10 protein-coding genes are annotated in these 15,949 nt (G+C 67.4%); 4 read left to right on the top strand and 6 right to left on the bottom strand.

Going from position 1 to position 15,949, the window contains the following annotated elements; translation table 11 throughout:
• Window positions 1–131 precede the first annotated feature (131 nt).
• Genes OG394_RS18450 through OG394_RS18475 form a run of 6 tightly spaced genes read right to left on the bottom strand, consistent with a single transcriptional unit; the run spans window position 132 to window position 9,698 of the window.
• Window positions 132–827, bottom strand: a complete 696-nt coding sequence (locus tag OG394_RS18450; RefSeq protein WP_328996629.1) for a sirohydrochlorin chelatase — start codon at window positions 825–827, stop codon at window positions 132–134.
• Window positions 824–1,948, bottom strand: a complete 1,125-nt coding sequence (locus tag OG394_RS18455) for a uroporphyrinogen-III synthase (protein WP_328996630.1) — start codon at window positions 1,946–1,948, stop codon at window positions 824–826. Before OG394_RS18455 ends, OG394_RS18450 begins: the two co-directional genes overlap by 4 nt.
• Window positions 1,935–2,294, bottom strand: a complete 360-nt coding sequence (gene nirD / locus OG394_RS18460) for a nitrite reductase small subunit NirD (RefSeq protein WP_328996631.1) — start codon at window positions 2,292–2,294, stop codon at window positions 1,935–1,937. The genes OG394_RS18455 and nirD overlap by 14 nt, the downstream gene beginning before the upstream one ends.
• Window positions 2,291–6,208, bottom strand: coding sequence for a nitrite reductase large subunit NirB (nirB, locus tag OG394_RS18465; RefSeq protein ID WP_328996632.1), 3,918 nt, complete (start codon window positions 6,206–6,208; stop codon window positions 2,291–2,293). Before nirB ends, nirD begins: the two co-directional genes overlap by 4 nt.
• Window positions 6,205–8,319, bottom strand: coding sequence for a molybdopterin oxidoreductase family protein (locus tag OG394_RS18470; RefSeq protein ID WP_328996633.1), 2,115 nt, complete (start codon window positions 8,317–8,319; stop codon window positions 6,205–6,207). Before OG394_RS18470 ends, nirB begins: the two co-directional genes overlap by 4 nt.
• Complete coding sequence (locus OG394_RS18475; RefSeq protein WP_328996634.1) at window positions 8,316–9,698, bottom strand: MFS transporter; 1,383 nt, start codon at window positions 9,696–9,698, stop codon at window positions 8,316–8,318. Before OG394_RS18475 ends, OG394_RS18470 begins: the two co-directional genes overlap by 4 nt.
• A gap of 202 nt (window positions 9,699–9,900) precedes the next feature.
• On the opposite strand from OG394_RS18475, the gene OG394_RS18480 reads away from it, so the two are divergent.
• From OG394_RS18480 to OG394_RS18495, 4 genes are all read left to right on the top strand, one after another.
• Window positions 9,901–12,051 (top strand): MMPL family transporter, encoded by a 2,151-nt coding sequence (locus OG394_RS18480; protein ID WP_328996635.1) that lies wholly within the window; start codon window positions 9,901–9,903, stop codon window positions 12,049–12,051.
• 318 nt (window positions 12,052–12,369) lie between these two features.
• Window positions 12,370–12,819 (top strand): YdeI/OmpD-associated family protein, encoded by a 450-nt coding sequence (locus OG394_RS18485; protein ID WP_328996636.1) that lies wholly within the window; start codon window positions 12,370–12,372, stop codon window positions 12,817–12,819.
• 88 nt (window positions 12,820–12,907) lie between these two features.
• Window positions 12,908–14,341, top strand: coding sequence for an Nramp family divalent metal transporter (locus OG394_RS18490; RefSeq protein ID WP_328996637.1), 1,434 nt, complete (start codon window positions 12,908–12,910; stop codon window positions 14,339–14,341).
• Window positions 14,342–14,512: 171 nt separating this feature from the next.
• A complete protein-coding gene (locus OG394_RS18495) occupies window positions 14,513–15,751 on the top strand; it encodes a hypothetical protein (protein WP_328996638.1) in 1,239 nt (412 codons plus the stop codon).
• Window positions 15,752–15,949 lie beyond the last annotated feature (198 nt).

The raw sequence follows: 15,949 nt of genomic DNA on the forward strand, positions 1-15,949 counted from the left end.
GGTCGCCGGAGTCGCCGACCGCACGTTGTCCGATATGCCTGCCGTAGGAGGCGGATCGCCAGCACCACACGACGACCCGAAAGCGGCCAAACAGCCCGAAAAGACACCTTCATGTGGACCTGGCGGTCCGCCTATGCAGACGGGACCAATAGCGAACGGCGGGCGTGGTCGTAGCGTTGCAAGGCGAGGGCGGCGATTCGGGTGTCGGCGCCGAGGGGGGCCGAGCAGCGGACGGCGCCTGCCTTCAACGAGATGTGGCGGGCGCGGTCGGCGAAGAAGCCGGGGGCGAGGAGGTACGTCGCGACGGCCACCCGGCCGGGCGTACGGGCGATGACCGGGCCGAGGCGTTCGCCCGCGCCGGAGATGTAGCCGACCTCGACGGAACGCCCGAGGCGCTCGCCCAACAACGCAGCAGTCGCGGAGCAATCGAGCAAGGCCGCGCGATCCGACGAACCAGCGGCCGCGAGCACGACCGAGTCGATCCCACGAAGGTCGCCCAACCGATCGACCAGTACGTCGGCCAACACGGGCGACGGGCCGAGCGCGGGTGCCGCGACGACCTGGCCGGAACGACGTACGACCTCGCGACCGATGTCCACGCCCACGTGATACCCACTGCTCAGCAACAACGGCACCAACACGGTTTGCTTGCTATCGGCAACAACCCGCGAGACCAACCCGGGCAGCGCCGGCTCCTGCACATCGACGTATCCCAACGACATTGGCAGTTCCGGCCGCAGCGAGGCCATTTCCCGTACCAACGACCGGACCGCAGCGATCCCTCGCGGGTCCGCCGTACCATGCGCGACAGCAACGAGATCGGTCATCCGGCACCTCCAGCCACGGCCAGCCGGTACCCCCGGCGCACGACCGTACGAACAAGTTCGGGTTTGCCGATCGCGGTGCGCAATCGGTTGACGGTCACCTCGACGGCGTGGACGTCCTCGGCCCCCGGTAGTACCGAGAGCAACGCGGGACGCGACACCACGTCACCACCCGCGGCCACCAGGGCGGCGAGTACGGCGCGTGGGCCCGGGCCGAGCGGCAAGACCGTGCCATCGAGTACGGCGGCGCCACCACGGATCACCAGCGAGCCGAGTTCCGTCTCGATCGACCGGGCGTTGTCGTCGATCAGCTTGTCGGTGACGATCCGGATCAGCGCGCCGAGGCGAAACCGGTCCGGCACCACCGGGTCGAGGCCGATGGCGCGGAACGGCAGCGCGGTGATCGGTCCGACGCAGGCGTTCATCACCCGACCGGTTCGCAGCGCGGCCACCAACTCGTCGTACTGCCCGTTCAGTGCCGCGGTGTCCAGCAACGCCTGCGCGCCCGGCGCCGAGGTGTGCACGAGCGCGTCGACCGCACCCGCACAGATCTGGCCGATCGCCTTCTCCACCACGGCCTCGTCGGGCGCGGGCCCCCAGCGGTACACCTCGATCCCGCGGACGGAGGCGCCGGCCGAGCGCAGCGCCTCCAGCGAACCGGGATCGGACATGCCATGCAGTTGTACGACGATCTTGCGGCCGTCCACGCCTTCGGTCTGCAGCCACTCGACCACCTCGGCCGTGGTCTCGGACTTCGCGGACCAGTGCTCGACCAGCCCGGCCGCCCGGATCGCGCCCCGGGCCTTCGGGCCGCGGGCCAGGATCCGGGTCTGCTCGAGCGTGCCGAGCAGGTCCGCCGCGAGCCCGACGGTATCGGCCGCCTCGACCCAGCCGCGGAAGCCGACCGCGGTGGTGACGACGACATCGTGCGGCGGGTTGGCGATCACTCGCCGGGTCGCCTCGACCAGGGCCGAGTCCTCCTCGATCGGCACGATCTGCAGCGTCGGCGCGTGCATTACCTTCGCGCCGCGCCGCTCGAACGAGGCGATCAGGTCGTCGGCGCGCCGGTGCGCCGTGACGACCAGAGTGCAGCCGCTAAGCGGCCCCGGCTTAGTTGTCGCCATACCCCACCACGCCATGCCCCACAACCACCAGGCCGTCTACGACGGACACCGGGTAAGTAGCGACGCTGACCTCGGGATCGTCCAGGCACTGCCCGGTCCGCAGGTCGAACACCTGCTTGTACATCGGCGAGGCCACGGTCGGGATCTCGCCGCGGCTGCCGACGATGCCGCGCGACAGCACGTTGGCACCGCTGAAGGGATCCTGGTTGTCCAGCGCGTAGACCGCACCGTCGTGCGTGCGGAACAACGCGATCTGCCGGTCCCCCAACAGGGCCGCGACGCCCCGCTCGGGGAACAACGCCTCGTACGCGCAGATGGTGGTGGCGGTCATGATCGGAACACTCATCGGCGAATCTCCAGTCTCGGCCCGGCCAGCAGTACCGGCCCGGTCAGTTCCTTCTCGGCCGGGGTGGCCGGCCGGGGCTGATTGCGCTCCACCACGTACCGGAGATCGGCGTCCGGCTGGTCGGGAGCGTTGACGAAGGAGACGAAACGCGACAACTTCTCGGGATCGTCCAGCGTCGCGCGCCATTCGTCCGCGTAGGAGTCGACGTGCTCCGCCATCGCCTTGTCCAGGTCGGCCGCGATGCCGAGGCTGTCCTCGAGCACCACCTCGCGGACGTGGTCGAGACCGCCTTCGATCGAGGTGATCCAGGTGGCGGTGCGCTGCAGCCGATCGCCGGTTCGCACGTAATACATGAGGAATCGGTCGATTGCCTGCAGCAACTGCTCGTCGTTGAGGTCGGACGCGAGCAACTGCGCGTGCCGCGGCGTCATCCCACCATTGCCACCGACGTACAGGTTCCAGCCGTTCTCCGTCGCGATGACGCCGACGTCCTTGCCACGCGCCTCCGCACACTCACGGGCACACCCGGATACGCCGAGCTTGAGCTTGTGCGGCGACCGCAGCCCGCGATACCGCAGCTCGAGCGCGATGGCCATCGCCACGGAGTCCTGTACGCCGTACCGGCACCAGGTGGATCCGACGCAGGACTTCACCGTGCGCAGCGCCTTGCCGTACGCGTGCCCCGACTCGAAACCGGCGTCGACCAGCCGGGCCCAGATCGCCGGCAACTGCTCGATCCGCGCGCCGAACAGGTCGATCCGCTGACCACCGGTGATCTTCGTGTAGAGCCCGAAGTCGCGAGCCACCTCGCCGATCGTGATCAGGCCCTCGGGCGTGATCTCGCCGGCCGGGACGCGCGGCACCACCGAGTACGTACCGTCCTTCTGCAGGTTGGCCATCACGAAGTCGTTCGTGTCCTGCAGGGTGGCGCGTTCGCCGTCGAGCACGTGGCTGCCCGGGTCGAGGCTGGCCAGGATCGACCCGACGACCGGCTTGCAGATATCGCAACCACGACCCTTGCCGTGGCGGCTGACGATCTCGCTGAAGGTCCGCAGCCCGGTGACGCGGACGACGTCGAACAGCTCGGCCCGGGACAGCTCGAAGTGCTCGCACAAGGCCTTGCTGACCTCGACACCCGCGGCGGCGAGTTCGGTGTTCAGCAGGTTCTTCACCAGCGGCAGGCAGGACCCGCAGCTCGTGCCGGCCTTGGTCTTGCCGCACAGCGAGCTGATGTTGTCGCAGCCCTCATCCCGAACCGCGCAACGAATGGTGCCTGCAGCAACGTTATTGCAGGAGCACACCACCGCGTCGTCCGGTAGATCGCCCTGTGCCGGTTGTGCGCCTTCAGGCAGCAGGTACGACGCGGGGTCCGCGCCGAGCGGACGTCCGACCATCGGCCGGAGTGCCGCGTACGCCGAGGCGTCGCCGACGAGGATGCCGCCGAGCAGCGTGCGCGCGTCGTCCGAGAGCACGAGCTTCTTGTACACCCCGGCGACCGGGTCGGCGTACACGATGTCGAGCGCGCCCTCCGTCGTACCGAAGGCATCGCCGAAGCTCGCCACATCCACACCGAGAAGCTTCAACTTGGTGGACGAATCGGCGCCCGGGAACGTCGCGGCACCACCGAGCAGCCGGTCGGCGACGATCTCGGCCATCGCATAACCGGGTGCGACCAAACCCCACACTCGGCCCTCGATGCAGGCCACCTCGCCGATCGCCCAAATGCCCGGCGTCGACGTCTGGCAACTGGCGTCGACCACGACACCACCGCGTTCACCGATCTGCAGGCCCGCGTTCCGGGCGAGCTCGTCGCGCGGGCGTACGCCGGTCGCGAACACCACCACGTCCGCGGGAACATCGTTGCCGTCGGCAATCGACATCGCCTTCGCCGCGCCCTGCGAGTTGGTGCGGACCTTGGTGGTCTGGCTGGCCGTCATCACATCCACGTCGAGACCACGGATCAGCCGGGCCAGCGCGCTGCCGCCGCCCTCGTCGACCTGCAACGGCATCAGCCGTGGGGCGAACTCGACCACGGTCGTTGTGGCGCCGAGGGCCCGGAGTGCGCCCGCGGCCTCCAGACCGAGCAGACCACCGCCGACGACGACGCCGGTGACAGCTCCGTCACGCTCTTCCTTCAGGCGTTCGACGTACGTGCGCAGCGCGGCGACGTCGTCGATGGTGCGGTAGACGAAACAGCCTTGCGCGTCGCTGTTCTTGACCGGCGGTACGAACGCGCTCGAACCGGTCGCGAGCACCAGTTCGTCGTACGCCACGACCTCGCCGCGGGTCGTCTCGACGGTCTTGGCCGTCGGGTCGATCGCGGTGACGCCGACGCCCTTGCGCAGGGTCACGGCCGGGTCGTCCCACAACTCCGCTTCGCCCAGGGCCAGGTCCTGGGGATCGCGTCCGGAGAAGTAGCTGGTCAGCGCCACTCGGTCGTACGGCAACCGCGGCTCCTCTGCGAAGACCGAGATCCGCCAGGCGATCTTGTCGTCGCGGGAGCGCAGTGCCTCTACGAGCCGGTGCGCGACCATGCCGCCACCGACCACCACTACATGTTTGGCCTGCTCGAGTTCGGTCATGGTTGCCTTCCTGGCCGGAACTGGTTCGGTCTCGCCTTGCCGGAGCCGGTCGAGAAGGTTGCCGACAGCACCGACACAGCTGCCGCAACCCGTGGTCGCTCTGGTCTCCTTCGCGATGCCGGCAACGCTGTCGGCACCGCCTTCCCACGCCTGCCGAATGACGCTGCGGGTGACTCCGTTGCAGCGGCAGACCGTGCTGTCCTTGGTGGTCGTCTGGGGCTCGTCGGACTTGAGGAGCGTGGCCCCGTCCACCTGGGTGTGCCGATCGGCGAGTAGCACCAGCTCGGCGGCGACGTCGGGTGCGCCGATGCTCACCGCGGACCGGACGATCCCGTCGGTCAGCACCGCGCGGACGTAGCGCTCGCCGTCGTCGAGCTGGACGACCTCGCCGAGTTCGCTCGTGCTGCCGATCGCGAGCACGTCCAGACCACCCGCGGTGAGGCGGATGACCTCTGGCCGTGCCTCGTAGGTGCCTTGGTTTATAAGGCTTTCCGCCAACGCGTCGGCCTGTTCCCAGGCTGGTTCGACCGTGCCGGTGACAACGCCGTTGACCTCGGCGCAATCCCCGATGGCGTGGATCCTCGGGTCGTTCGTGGTCAGGTCGTCGCCGACCACGATGCCGCCAGTCGGTCCCGTTTTGATGCCTGCGGCCCGGGCGAGTTCGGTGCGCGGGTTGGTGCCGCAGGCAACTACCAACAACTCGCCGTAGACCAACCGCGCGCGGTTGAGGTGGATCGCCCGGAATCGGCCGTCGCGAGTCTCGAGCGGGCCTGCCTCGGCGTTCAGCATCACCTCGATGCCGAGACCGCGGACGGCCCGGGTCACGCGACGGCCGGCGGTGAGGCCGATCGTCTTCTCCAGCAGGGCTTCACCGTCATGTACGACGGTAGTGGCGACACCGCGATCGCGTAAGGCGCAGGCCATTTCGACGCCGAGTACGCCACCGCCGAGCACCACCGCGCGTCGTACTCCCTCGGCGTCGGCGACGATCGCGCGGGCGTCATCGGCCGACCGGAGCACGTGGCAGCGCTCGGGCAATGCGCCGAGCTCGGCCGGGATGACGGGGGCGGCGCCGGTGGCGAAGACCAGGTGGTCGTAGTCCCAGCGTCGGCCGTTGCCGTCGACAACGAACTGCTTGGCGCGGTCGATCCGTACGACCGCCGTTCCCGCTTTGGTAGCAGGCGCGGCGGCGCGACCGGCGACGTACTCGCTGAGCCTGGTCCGGTTGTACGGTGCCTCGTCGCCGAGGACCTGGACGTCGAACTGGGGCGGCAGCTGCTCGGCGAAACGTGTGCCCGCCATACCGGCGCCGATGACGATGATCTTGGTCATGCCGACACCTCCCGGACGCTCGCGACGGCCAGTACCTCGACCGCGCAGACCTTGAACTCGGGCATCCGCGAGACCGGGTCGAGCGCGTCGTTGGTCAGCTCGTTGACCGCGCCGGCACCGCCGTAGTGGAACGGCACGAACACCGTGTCCGGCCGTACGTCAGTGCTCACGCGGGCCGCCAACCGCATCGACCCTCTCGCTGTTCGCAACTCCACCTCGCCGCCGTCAGAGACGCCCAGGCGGGCCGCTACGCGCGGGTGCAACTCGGCGAAGACGTCAGGCTCCGCCTTCAGCAACTCCGCGACTCTGCGGGTCTGCGCGCCACTCTGGTAGTGCTGCAATACGCGGCCGGTGACGAGGTAGAGCGGTGCGTCGTCGCGCAGATCGTCCGCCACGGCTCGGTGGTCGACCAGCACGATCTTGGCCTTGCCGTCCTTGGTCGGGAAGCCGTCCGCGAACAACCTCGGCGTACCGGGGTGGTCCTCGGCCGGGACCGGCCAGAACAACGCCTCGCCCGCGTCCAGTCGCTCCCAGGTGATGCCCGAGTAGTCGGCGATGCCGCCCTTGCTGGCCTCGCGCAACTCCTCGAACACCTCCGCGGGGTCGGTGGTGAACGTGCCCTTGCTGGCGAGGCGCTCGGCCAATCCGGCGAAGAGGGCCAGGTCGCTGCGGGCATCCCCCGGAGCCGCAAGGGCCTGGCGGCGTCGTACGACTCGGCCTTCGAGGGTGGTCATCGTCCCCTCTTCCTCGGCCCACTGGGTGACCGGGAAGACCACGTCGGCAAGTAGGGCTGTCTCGGACGGCACGACATCGGCCACCACCAGAAGGTCGAGACTGGCCAGTCTGTCGCGCACGCCCGCTAGCCGTGGCGCAGAGACGACCAGGTTGCTGCCGTGTACCAAGAGAGCCTTCGGACCGCCAGGAGTGCCTAGGGCGTCGATGAGTTCCACTGCGCTCTTACCCGGGCCTGGTAGGTCTGCCGCGTCTACGCCCCACACCTTGGCGACGTACTCGCGTGCAGCCGGGTCGTCGATCTTGCGGTAGCCGGGAAGTTGGTCTGCCTTCTGACCGTGTTCGCGACCGCCCTGGCCGTTCCCTTGGCCCGTGATGCAGCCATAGCCGCTATTGGCACGGCCAGGCAGTCCGAGAGCCAGTGCGAGGTTGATGCAGGCCGTGACCGTGTCCGTGCCCTTGCTGTGCTGCTCGGCACCACGGCCGGTCATGATGAAACAGCCCGCGCCGCCGTTGGCAGGAGCCGCCTTGGCCAGCAGACGCGCCGCCTGCCGGATCTGCGCGGCCGGTACGCCGGTAACGCGCTCAGCCCTCTCCGGCCACCACCCGGCCGTGGAGCGGTGCAGGCCGTCCGGGTCGTCCGTACGTTCCTGCAAGTACTCCTGGTCCGCGAGGCCTTCCTGAAGCACCACGTGCGTCAGAGCCAGTACGAGCGCGAGGTCCGTGCCCGGAGTGGCTTGAAGATGTACGTCGGCCAGTTGCGCGGTCGGCGTACGGCGCGGGTCTACGACAACCACACCGCCCTGCTGTTGCGCATTGGCCAGGTGAGCGACGGCTGGCGGCATGGTCTCCGCCAGGTTGCTACCGACGAGCAGAACGGCCTGAGCATTACCGACGTCTTCCAGCGGGAACGGCAGGCCCCGGTCAATACCGAAGGCGCGGTTGGTCGCAGCCGCCGCCGAGGACATGCAGAACCGGCCGTTGTAGTCGACGTTCGCAGTCCGCAGTGCCACCCGGGCGAACTTGCCGAGCGCATAAGCCTTCTCGTTAGTCAGACCGCCACCACCGAAGACGGCGATCGAGTCATTGCCGTGCTGCGCCTGCAGGTCCTTGATGCGGTCGGCGACGTAGTCCAACGCCTCAGACCAGCTAGCCGGCGTCAGTACGCCGTCCTTGCGGATCAACGGCGTCGTAAGGCGGTCCGGGACGTCCAGTACGGCGGCGGCGGTCCAGCCCTTCTGGCAGAGGCCGCCGCGGTTCGTCGGGAAGTCCCGGGGCTCGACAGTCACCGGCCCCGCACCCGGCTGAGTAGCCGGGTGCAGGGTGGTGGCGCACTGCAGAGCGCAGTACGGGCAGTGCGTGGCAACACCTGTGGTCATACGCGTTCCTGGCTGAGGGGTCCGCCCCGGCGCAGGTAGCAGACGTACGTGACGAGCAGACAGACGACGTAGAAGCCGCAGAAGGTGTAGAGAGCCGGTACCAGCGAACCGAACTCCGCGGACGACATTGCGAAACCACGCGGCACCAGGAACCCGCCGTACGCGCCAACCGCGGAAGCGATACCGATGCAGGCCGCCGCCTCGCGCCGGGCCCGGGCGGGCTCGGGACTACCGTCGATGTCCTTGGTGGTCTGCCGGAAGACCGCGGGGATCATCCGGTACGTCGACCCGTTGCCGGCGCCACTCGCGACGAACAGCACCAGGAAGCTGATCAGGAACCAGGTGAAGTTGTCCGCTCCGAGCGCGCCGATGGCCGACAGGATGCCGAGGCCCATCACCACGAAGGCGACCACCGTGACCAGCGCACCGCCGACCTTGTCCGCCAGCTTGCCGCCGAGGGGGCGCGAGACCGAACCGACCAGGGCGCCCAGGAAGGCGATCTTGACCGCGGCGATCTCCGGGAAGGTCGTCTTGATCAGCAGCGGGAAGGCCGCCGAGAAGCCGATGAACGAACCGAAGGTGCCGATGTAGAGGAACGAGATGACCCAGGTGTGCAGTCGCTTGGCGGCCGCGACCGAGGCGGTGAACGAGGAGGTGGCGGCGGACAGGTTGTCCATCAGGCGCCAGGCCAGGATCGCCGCGAGCGCGATCAGCGGGATCCACATCAGGCCGGCCCGGCCGAGCGAGAGGCCCGCACCGGCGACGATGACGATCGGCACCAGTAGCTGGACCACCGCGACGCCCAGGTTGCCGCCGGCCGCGTTGATACCGAGCGCGAAGCCCTTGTCCTTCTCCGGGTAGAAGAAGGAGATGTTGGTCATGCTGCTGGCGAAGTTGCCGCCACCGACACCGGCGGTCGCCGCCACCAGGGCCATCACCCAGAACGGCGTATCCGGACGGCTGACGAAGAACGCCAGGCCGCTGGCCGGGATCAGCAGCAACAGGGCCGAGACGAGCGTCCAGTTCCGGCCGCCGAACTTCGGCACCGCGAAGGTGTAGGGCAGTCGCAGGGTGGCGCCGACCAGGCTGGGCAGCGCGATCAGCCAGAACATCTGGTCCGTGGTGTACGCGAAGCCCGCGACGGGCAGCGAGACCACGACGATGCTCCACAGTTGCCAGACCGAGAATCCCAGGAACTCGGCGAAAATCGAGGGCCACAGGTTCCGGCGGGCGACCTTACGGCCCTTCTCCGCCCAGAACTTGGGGTCCTCGGGGTCCCACGCGTCGATCCAGCGTCCGCGCCGGGGCGCTTCCACGGTACCGACAGTGCCGTGCTGCTCACGCAGCGCGACACCTTCGGGCTGTGTCTCGAGCGTCATGGCTTCTCCGATCGTCTCCACGCCGGGCGGGCGTCGTCCTTGATTAGCTCAGGAAGCTATGACCGGGGTGTTTCCGAGCAGTCATCTCGTTGTTACGTCGGCGAAACGGCTCCCGCACACCTGCCGCCGTGCCATGAGAGAACCGGCTAATCTGCAGGTCACCGTGCTGTAGATCACTGAGAGTCGTAAGAGGGGACGCGGGGTGGATCGCAGGTCGAAGTCGCTTGGCGGGTCACGTTGGGGCGTGCGGGCGGGTCTGGCCGCAGTCCTGATCGCCTGGTTGCTGCTCGCCGGTATCGGCGGGCCGACCGTCGGACGGCTCAGCGAGGTGCAGGAGAACGACAACGCGAACTTCCTGCCCAAACAAGCCGAGTCCACCCTGGTCAACACCGAGTCGGCCAAGTTCGTCGATTCCGCCGCCTTGCCGTACTTCGTGGTGATCGAGCGGGATGCCGGTATCACCAAGCCCGATCAGGCCAAGGCGGCCGCGTTCCTGGCCTCGGTGCCGGGGCTGAAGCTGTCCAACGGCTCCGCGATCGGTGATTATCTGGCGGCTCCGGCCAAAACGGTGATCCCGAGTCAGGACGGCAAGGCCCTGATGCTCGTGGTCGAGCTGAACGGCAACCGGGCCTCGGAGGTGGTGACCGAGGGGGAGACGGTGCTGTTCGCGGTCGCCGATTCGATGCGTACGGCGATCAAGCAGGAGCTGTTGCCGACGGGCCTGCAGGTCTACGTGACCGGGCCCGGCGGCGTCTTCGCGGACTTCGTCGTCGCCTTTGGCGGGATCGACGGCATCTTGCTCGGTGTCGCTCTGACCGTGGTCTTCCTCATTCTGCTGATCGTCTACCGAAGCCCGATCCTGCCCATCGCCGTACTGCTCACTGCGGTCTTCGGGCTCGCACTGGCCGCTCTAGTGGTCTACCCGCTGGCTCACAACGACATCATCGAGCTGAACGGCCAGAGCCAGGGCATCCTGTTCATCCTGGTTGTAGGCGCCGCGACGGACTATGCGCTGCTATTGGTCTCTCGGTACAAGGAAGAGCTGCACGACCACGAGGACAAGTACAAGGCGATGCGGATCGCCTGGCGAGCCTCTATCGAGCCTATTGCCGCTAGCGCCGTCACGGTGATCATGGGCCTGCTCTGCCTGCTGCTGTCGCAACTGGGCAGCACGAAGGGCCTTGGGCCGGTCGGAGCGCTTGGTATCGCCGGTGCGCTTGTGTCGTCGATGACCTTCCTCCCGGCGGTACTACTGCTCTTCGGCAGGCGCATCTTCTGGCCGGTCATCCCGCGGGTCGACCATGTGCACGCCCAGGATGTTGTCAACGGCAAGCGCCTTTGGGGACGCGTCTCGGGGCTGGTCGGCCGTAGTCCGCGCAAGGTGTGGGTGGTCACGGCACTCGGTCTGCTCGCCTGCGCCGCCTTCCTGCCGACGTTCAAGGCGGACGGCATTCAGCAGAGCGACCTGTTCCTGAACGAGGTCGAGTCCGTCACCGGCCAGGAGGTCTTGGCTCGGCACTTCGCGGCCGGATCGGGCACGCCCGTGCAGATCGTGGCACCCGCCTCTCGCGCCGCCGAGGTGGTGCAGGTGGCTACCGGCGTTGACGGGATTGCCTCGGCGTCTGCCTCAGTCGCGCCGGGTGTGCCGCCGAAGGTTGTCGACGGCAAGGTTCTCGTGCAGGCGACCCTCGAGCCCGCGTCGGACTCGCCCGAGGCCACCAAGGTCGTCGAGCAGTTGCGCCAGGAGCTGGACCGGATCTCGCCGGACGTGCTCGTCGGCGGCAGTACGGCGATCAACCTCGACGTGATGAAAGCCAGCGAACGGGATCTCCGGGTGATCATCCCGGCCATCCTCGCGGTCATCTTCGTCGTCCTGATGCTGCTGCTCCGGTCGATCGTGGCCGCCGTACTGCTGGTGGTCGCCAACGTCCTGTCCTTCGGCGCCACCGTCGGCGTCAGCGCGCTGGCGTTCAACCACATCTTCGACTTCCCCGGCGCGGACCCCTCGATTCCCTTGTACGCCTTCGTGTTCCTAGTAGCCCTTGGAATCGACTACTCCATCTTCCTAATGACCCGCGTACGCGAGGAATCCCTCTCCCATGGCACCCGCCCCGGCATCCTCATCGGCCTAGCGGTCACCGGTGGCGTCATCACCTCGGCGGGAGTCGTCCTAGCGGCAACCTTCTCCGCCCTAGCCGTACTCCCGATCCTCTTCCTAGTCCAAATCGCCTTCATGGTCGCGTTCGGCGTACTCCTCGACACCACCATCGTCCGCTCCCTCCTAGTCCCAGCCCTAGCCCACGACCTAGGCCCCCACACCTGGTGGCCCAGCCCCCTCTCCCGCCGCCCCTAGCCCACCCGCGCGGGCCGCGCTCTCCGGCGCCCCGGCCTCCGCCGGCGTGTCGGTAGCCCGCTCATCGGGCCCTTGTGACGCGGCGTGTCGCGGTTCATCGGTCCCTTCTGACCACGACCACGCCCGCCTTCACCTTGCATTCATCGGTCTGAATCCGCTCTCTCAGCACAGCGGACCCACACAGGTCAGCGATGGGAAGAGGGGCGGATTCGGACCGATGAATGCGAGGTGCCGCAGACTCGCCACGATCATTTCCCTTTATCCACAAGGGTTTCCTCGTCCTCTTCAGCGAGCACAAATCCGGATACTCTCTCTGCCATGGAGACATTCGAGACCAGAATCGAGGTCGGCGCGGGCGGCGGTGCCTTCGTGGCCGTGCCACCGCAAGTGATCGACGCGCTCGGCGGCGGCGGCCGCATTCCCGTGCGCGCGACCTTCGACGGTGTGCCCTACACCGGTTCGATCGTGTCGATGGGCGGCACCAAATGCCTCGGCGTCCTGAAACAGATCCGCACGGAGCTAGGCAAGGAACCAGGCGATCCGGTCACCGTCTCGGTCGAGCGAGACACCTCCGAGCGAACCGTCGACGTGCCCGACGACCTAAGCGCGGCCTTGACGGAGGCCGGCGCGCGCGAAGCGTTCGACCGGCTGAGCTTCAGCCATCGCCGCGAACACGTCACCGCGATCGAGGAGGCCAAACGACCGGAAACGCGCGCCCGGCGGATCGCCAACGCCGTACGGATGGTGACATCTGCTGACCCTGGGTAGCGCTGTGAGCCGAGTCACCGTGTCGGGTCGCCGGAAAGCCCTTACATGGCTAAGGTCCCGAGCGAGGGGGTCGAGGAAACGAGGAGCGATGGCAAACGCGACACGGGACTCACTGGAGTTCAACCTTCCGACCAAGAACCTGCCTGCCCCACAAATTCGGGATCTGCCTGAACCACCTTCCAAAGCCTGGCGCGTGGTCGGCCCCGGCATGGTCGGCGCAGGCGTCGGACTTGCCTCCGGCGAGTTCATTCTCTGGCCGTATATCGCCTCCCAGGTCGGGCTCGTCTTCCTGTGGGGCGCGGTCGTCGGCGTGGCGATCCAGTGGTTCCTCAACATGGAGATCGAGCGGTACACCATGGCGACGGGCGAGACGGCCCTGACCGGGTTCAACCGCTACTGGAAACACTGGGGTCTGTTCTTCGCGATCATGACCTACTTCGCGAACCTCTGGCCCGGCTGGGCAACGAGTTCCGCGTCAATGCTGACGTACCTGTTCGGTGGCGGCAATCCGCGCTGGATCGCGATCGGCATCCTCGTCGTGATCGGCGCGATCCTCACCCTCGCCCCGGTCGTGTACGTCATGCTCGAGCGGCTCATCTTCGTCAAGATCGCCGCCGTCGCCCTGCTGGTCATCCTGGCTCTGGCCTTCGCCATCCGCGGCAAGACGTACGGCGCGCTCGGCGACGCGGTCACGAACCCGCAGTTCCCGGTCGGCGACCTCGGCTTCGCGCTCGTCATGGGCGCCATCGCGTACGCCGGAGCCGGCGGCGGGCAGAACCTCTGCCAGAGCAACTGGATCCGCGACAAGGGTTTCGCCATGGGCGTGCACGTGCCCCGATTGGTCTCGCCCGTCACCGGTGAGCCCGAGGCCGACCCGACCGCGAACGGCTACATCTTCCCGCAGGACGAGGCGAACCTGTCCCGCTGGAAGAAGTGGTGGAAGTTCGCGAACGTCGAGCAGGCCGCGACCTTCGTCGTCATCACCATCGTCACGATCGTCTTCACCTCGATGCTGGCCCACGCGACCCTGTTCGGGAATCCCGCCGTGGAGAACAAGATCAGCTTCCTGAAGGTGGAGGGCATGACCCTGCAGTCCCTGGTGGGCGGCTGGTTCGGCTACCTCTTCTGGGCAATCGGCGCGTTCTCCCTGTTCGCGGCGGCCGCCGGCATCGTCGACTACACGTCCCGGCTTTCGGCCGACATGATCAAGGCCCGCTACCTGCGGACGTCGAAGATCACCGAGTCGAAACTCTACTTCTGGCTCGTCTGGGGCCTGGTCGCCTTCGGCTGCCTCGTGCTACTGGCCGGCCTGGACCAGCCCTTGGTGCTGCTGGTCATCTCCGCCTGCACCGCCGGCACCATGATGTTCGTCTACTCCGGCCTGCTCTGGTGGATGAACTCCCGCGCTTTGCCCAAGCCCATCCGCATCAACAACATCCGCACGGCCGTCATGCTGTTCGGCTTCCTGGCGTTCGGCTTCCTGGCCGTCTTCACCGTCATCGACCAACTCAAGAAGCTCTGACCTCGCTGCAGGTTCCTGCAGCTGCCCTGCAGGAACCTGCAGCACCCTTCCGCCTCCGAGCCCTTACGCCGGTAAGAAACTTACTCGCGAATCGTCTCGCTCTGTACATGAGTAATAACCGTTGGTAGCGTCCCCGCCGGTATAACGCCGACACGTGAGGGGACAGCGGTGATGAATCAAGACATTTCCACTGGTGACAAGGCGACGGGGAGGATCACCCGGCGGTTCGTGCTGAGCGCGGTGGCACTTTCCGTCGCAGTGGGCTCGGTAGGTCTGGCGCAGCCGGTAACAGCGGCTCCGGCGCCCGAGCTTTCCACGACCGCCTACAGCTATCCGGTACTCCCAGGCACCGCCGCCTGGAAGAACCTCGCCACCCATGACGACATGCTGCGCGTGACGCAGGTCCCGGCCGCCGCCCTGGCCGGGATGTCGACCGCCGCCCTGGTCGACACCGTTCTGCGCTACCCGCTGTACGACGACATGCTGGCCTTCAACACCCCGCAGCAGGGCTTCGACAAGATGTCGTCGCGGTTCAACGGGTTCGCTGCGCTGGCCTCCCGCCCGGACGCCGGCACCGAACTCCTGAAGCGCTACGACTCGATGAGCCCGGCCATCGCACCGAAGTCGACCCTGTTGCAGCAAGGCAAACTCGACGCTTCGTTCCGCCGGATCGAGATGCTGCTCGCGCAGGACGCGATCCGCCGCACGATGAACGACAGCCAACTCACGCAACTCGTCGCGGAAAGCCGCGAGAAGCTCCAGGCCAAAGCCGCCCGTGCTGACGTCTACGGCCTGGTCGGCCAGGCGAACACCAGCCTCGTCATCGGCAGAACCCTTGCCAGCAAGGCGACTCCGGCCACCAAGAGCTTGACGTCCAACGCCGCCACCCGCTCCTTCCTGGCCACCGGCGACGTACGCTCGCCCGAAACGCTGTCCCAGATCGCCAGCACGTCGGACCTCGTCTTCGGACCGACCGACACCAGCGTCACCGTCCGCACGCCTCGCGGCACCGCGGTCCCGGCCATCCAGATGACGTACGAGTTGAGTTCGGCCCAGATCACGTCGAACAACAACTGGGTCGCGAACAACTACCCGAACGCCACGCGCGAGACCAACTCGAGCCGCAAGTACAACTGCCACTCGTACGCCTGGCACAACCAGAGCACCAGCAACAACATCTGGATCAACTCACCCGGCGACGACAAGTACTGGACGGACGGCAGCTACCGCCCGAACGCCAACGTCGGCCAAGGCGGCCGCAAGGTCTCGTACCGCAACGACGACCACTCCGCCATCACCGTGAACGCCACCTACTTCCGCTCCAAGTGGGGCCAACTCCCCCGCATGTACCACGCCTGGAACTACACCCCCTACAACGAAACCGCCCTCTACTACTACTCCCTCGCCTAACCCCACCCCAAGCGCGGCCTGGCCCACGGGGCTAGGCCGCGCCCGGAGTACTCCTAACCCCGTCAGACGCACACCAGACAGGCATTGGGTTTTCCACAGCTGGCGCATTCCGCGTCCGACCGTGGGCGAGGGGCTCGACGTACCTCGCAGAAACCTCCACGCCTAGACGTCGGCGAACCAGGTCTGCGCGGCCGTCGC

This window comes from Kribbella sp. NBC_01245 (assembly GCF_036226525.1).
Lineage (GTDB): Bacteria > Actinomycetota > Actinomycetes > Propionibacteriales > Kribbellaceae > Kribbella.

Excerpts from the sequence above, each read along its gene's own strand:
- OG394_RS18470 (WP_328996633.1), bottom strand. The coding sequence starts at position 8,319 with ATGACCACAGGTGTTGCCACGCACTGCCCGTACTGCGCTCTGCAGTGC.
- OG394_RS18450 (WP_328996629.1), bottom strand. The coding sequence starts at position 827 with ATGACCGATCTCGTTGCTGTCGCGCATGGTACGGCGGACCCGCGAGGG.
- OG394_RS18475 (WP_328996634.1), bottom strand. The coding sequence starts at position 9,698 with ATGACGCTCGAGACACAGCCCGAAGGTGTCGCGCTGCGTGAGCAGCAC.
- OG394_RS18495 (WP_328996638.1), top strand. The coding sequence starts at position 14,513 with ATGAATCAAGACATTTCCACTGGTGACAAGGCGACGGGGAGGATCACC.
- OG394_RS18455 (WP_328996630.1), bottom strand. The coding sequence starts at position 1,948 with ATGGCGACAACTAAGCCGGGGCCGCTTAGCGGCTGCACTCTGGTCGTC.
- nirD (WP_328996631.1), bottom strand. The coding sequence starts at position 2,294 with ATGAGTGTTCCGATCATGACCGCCACCACCATCTGCGCGTACGAGGCG.
- OG394_RS18485 (WP_328996636.1), top strand. The coding sequence starts at position 12,370 with ATGGAGACATTCGAGACCAGAATCGAGGTCGGCGCGGGCGGCGGTGCC.
- OG394_RS18490 (WP_328996637.1), top strand. The coding sequence starts at position 12,908 with ATGGCAAACGCGACACGGGACTCACTGGAGTTCAACCTTCCGACCAAG.
- nirB (WP_328996632.1), bottom strand. The coding sequence starts at position 6,208 with ATGACCAAGATCATCGTCATCGGCGCCGGTATGGCGGGCACACGTTTC.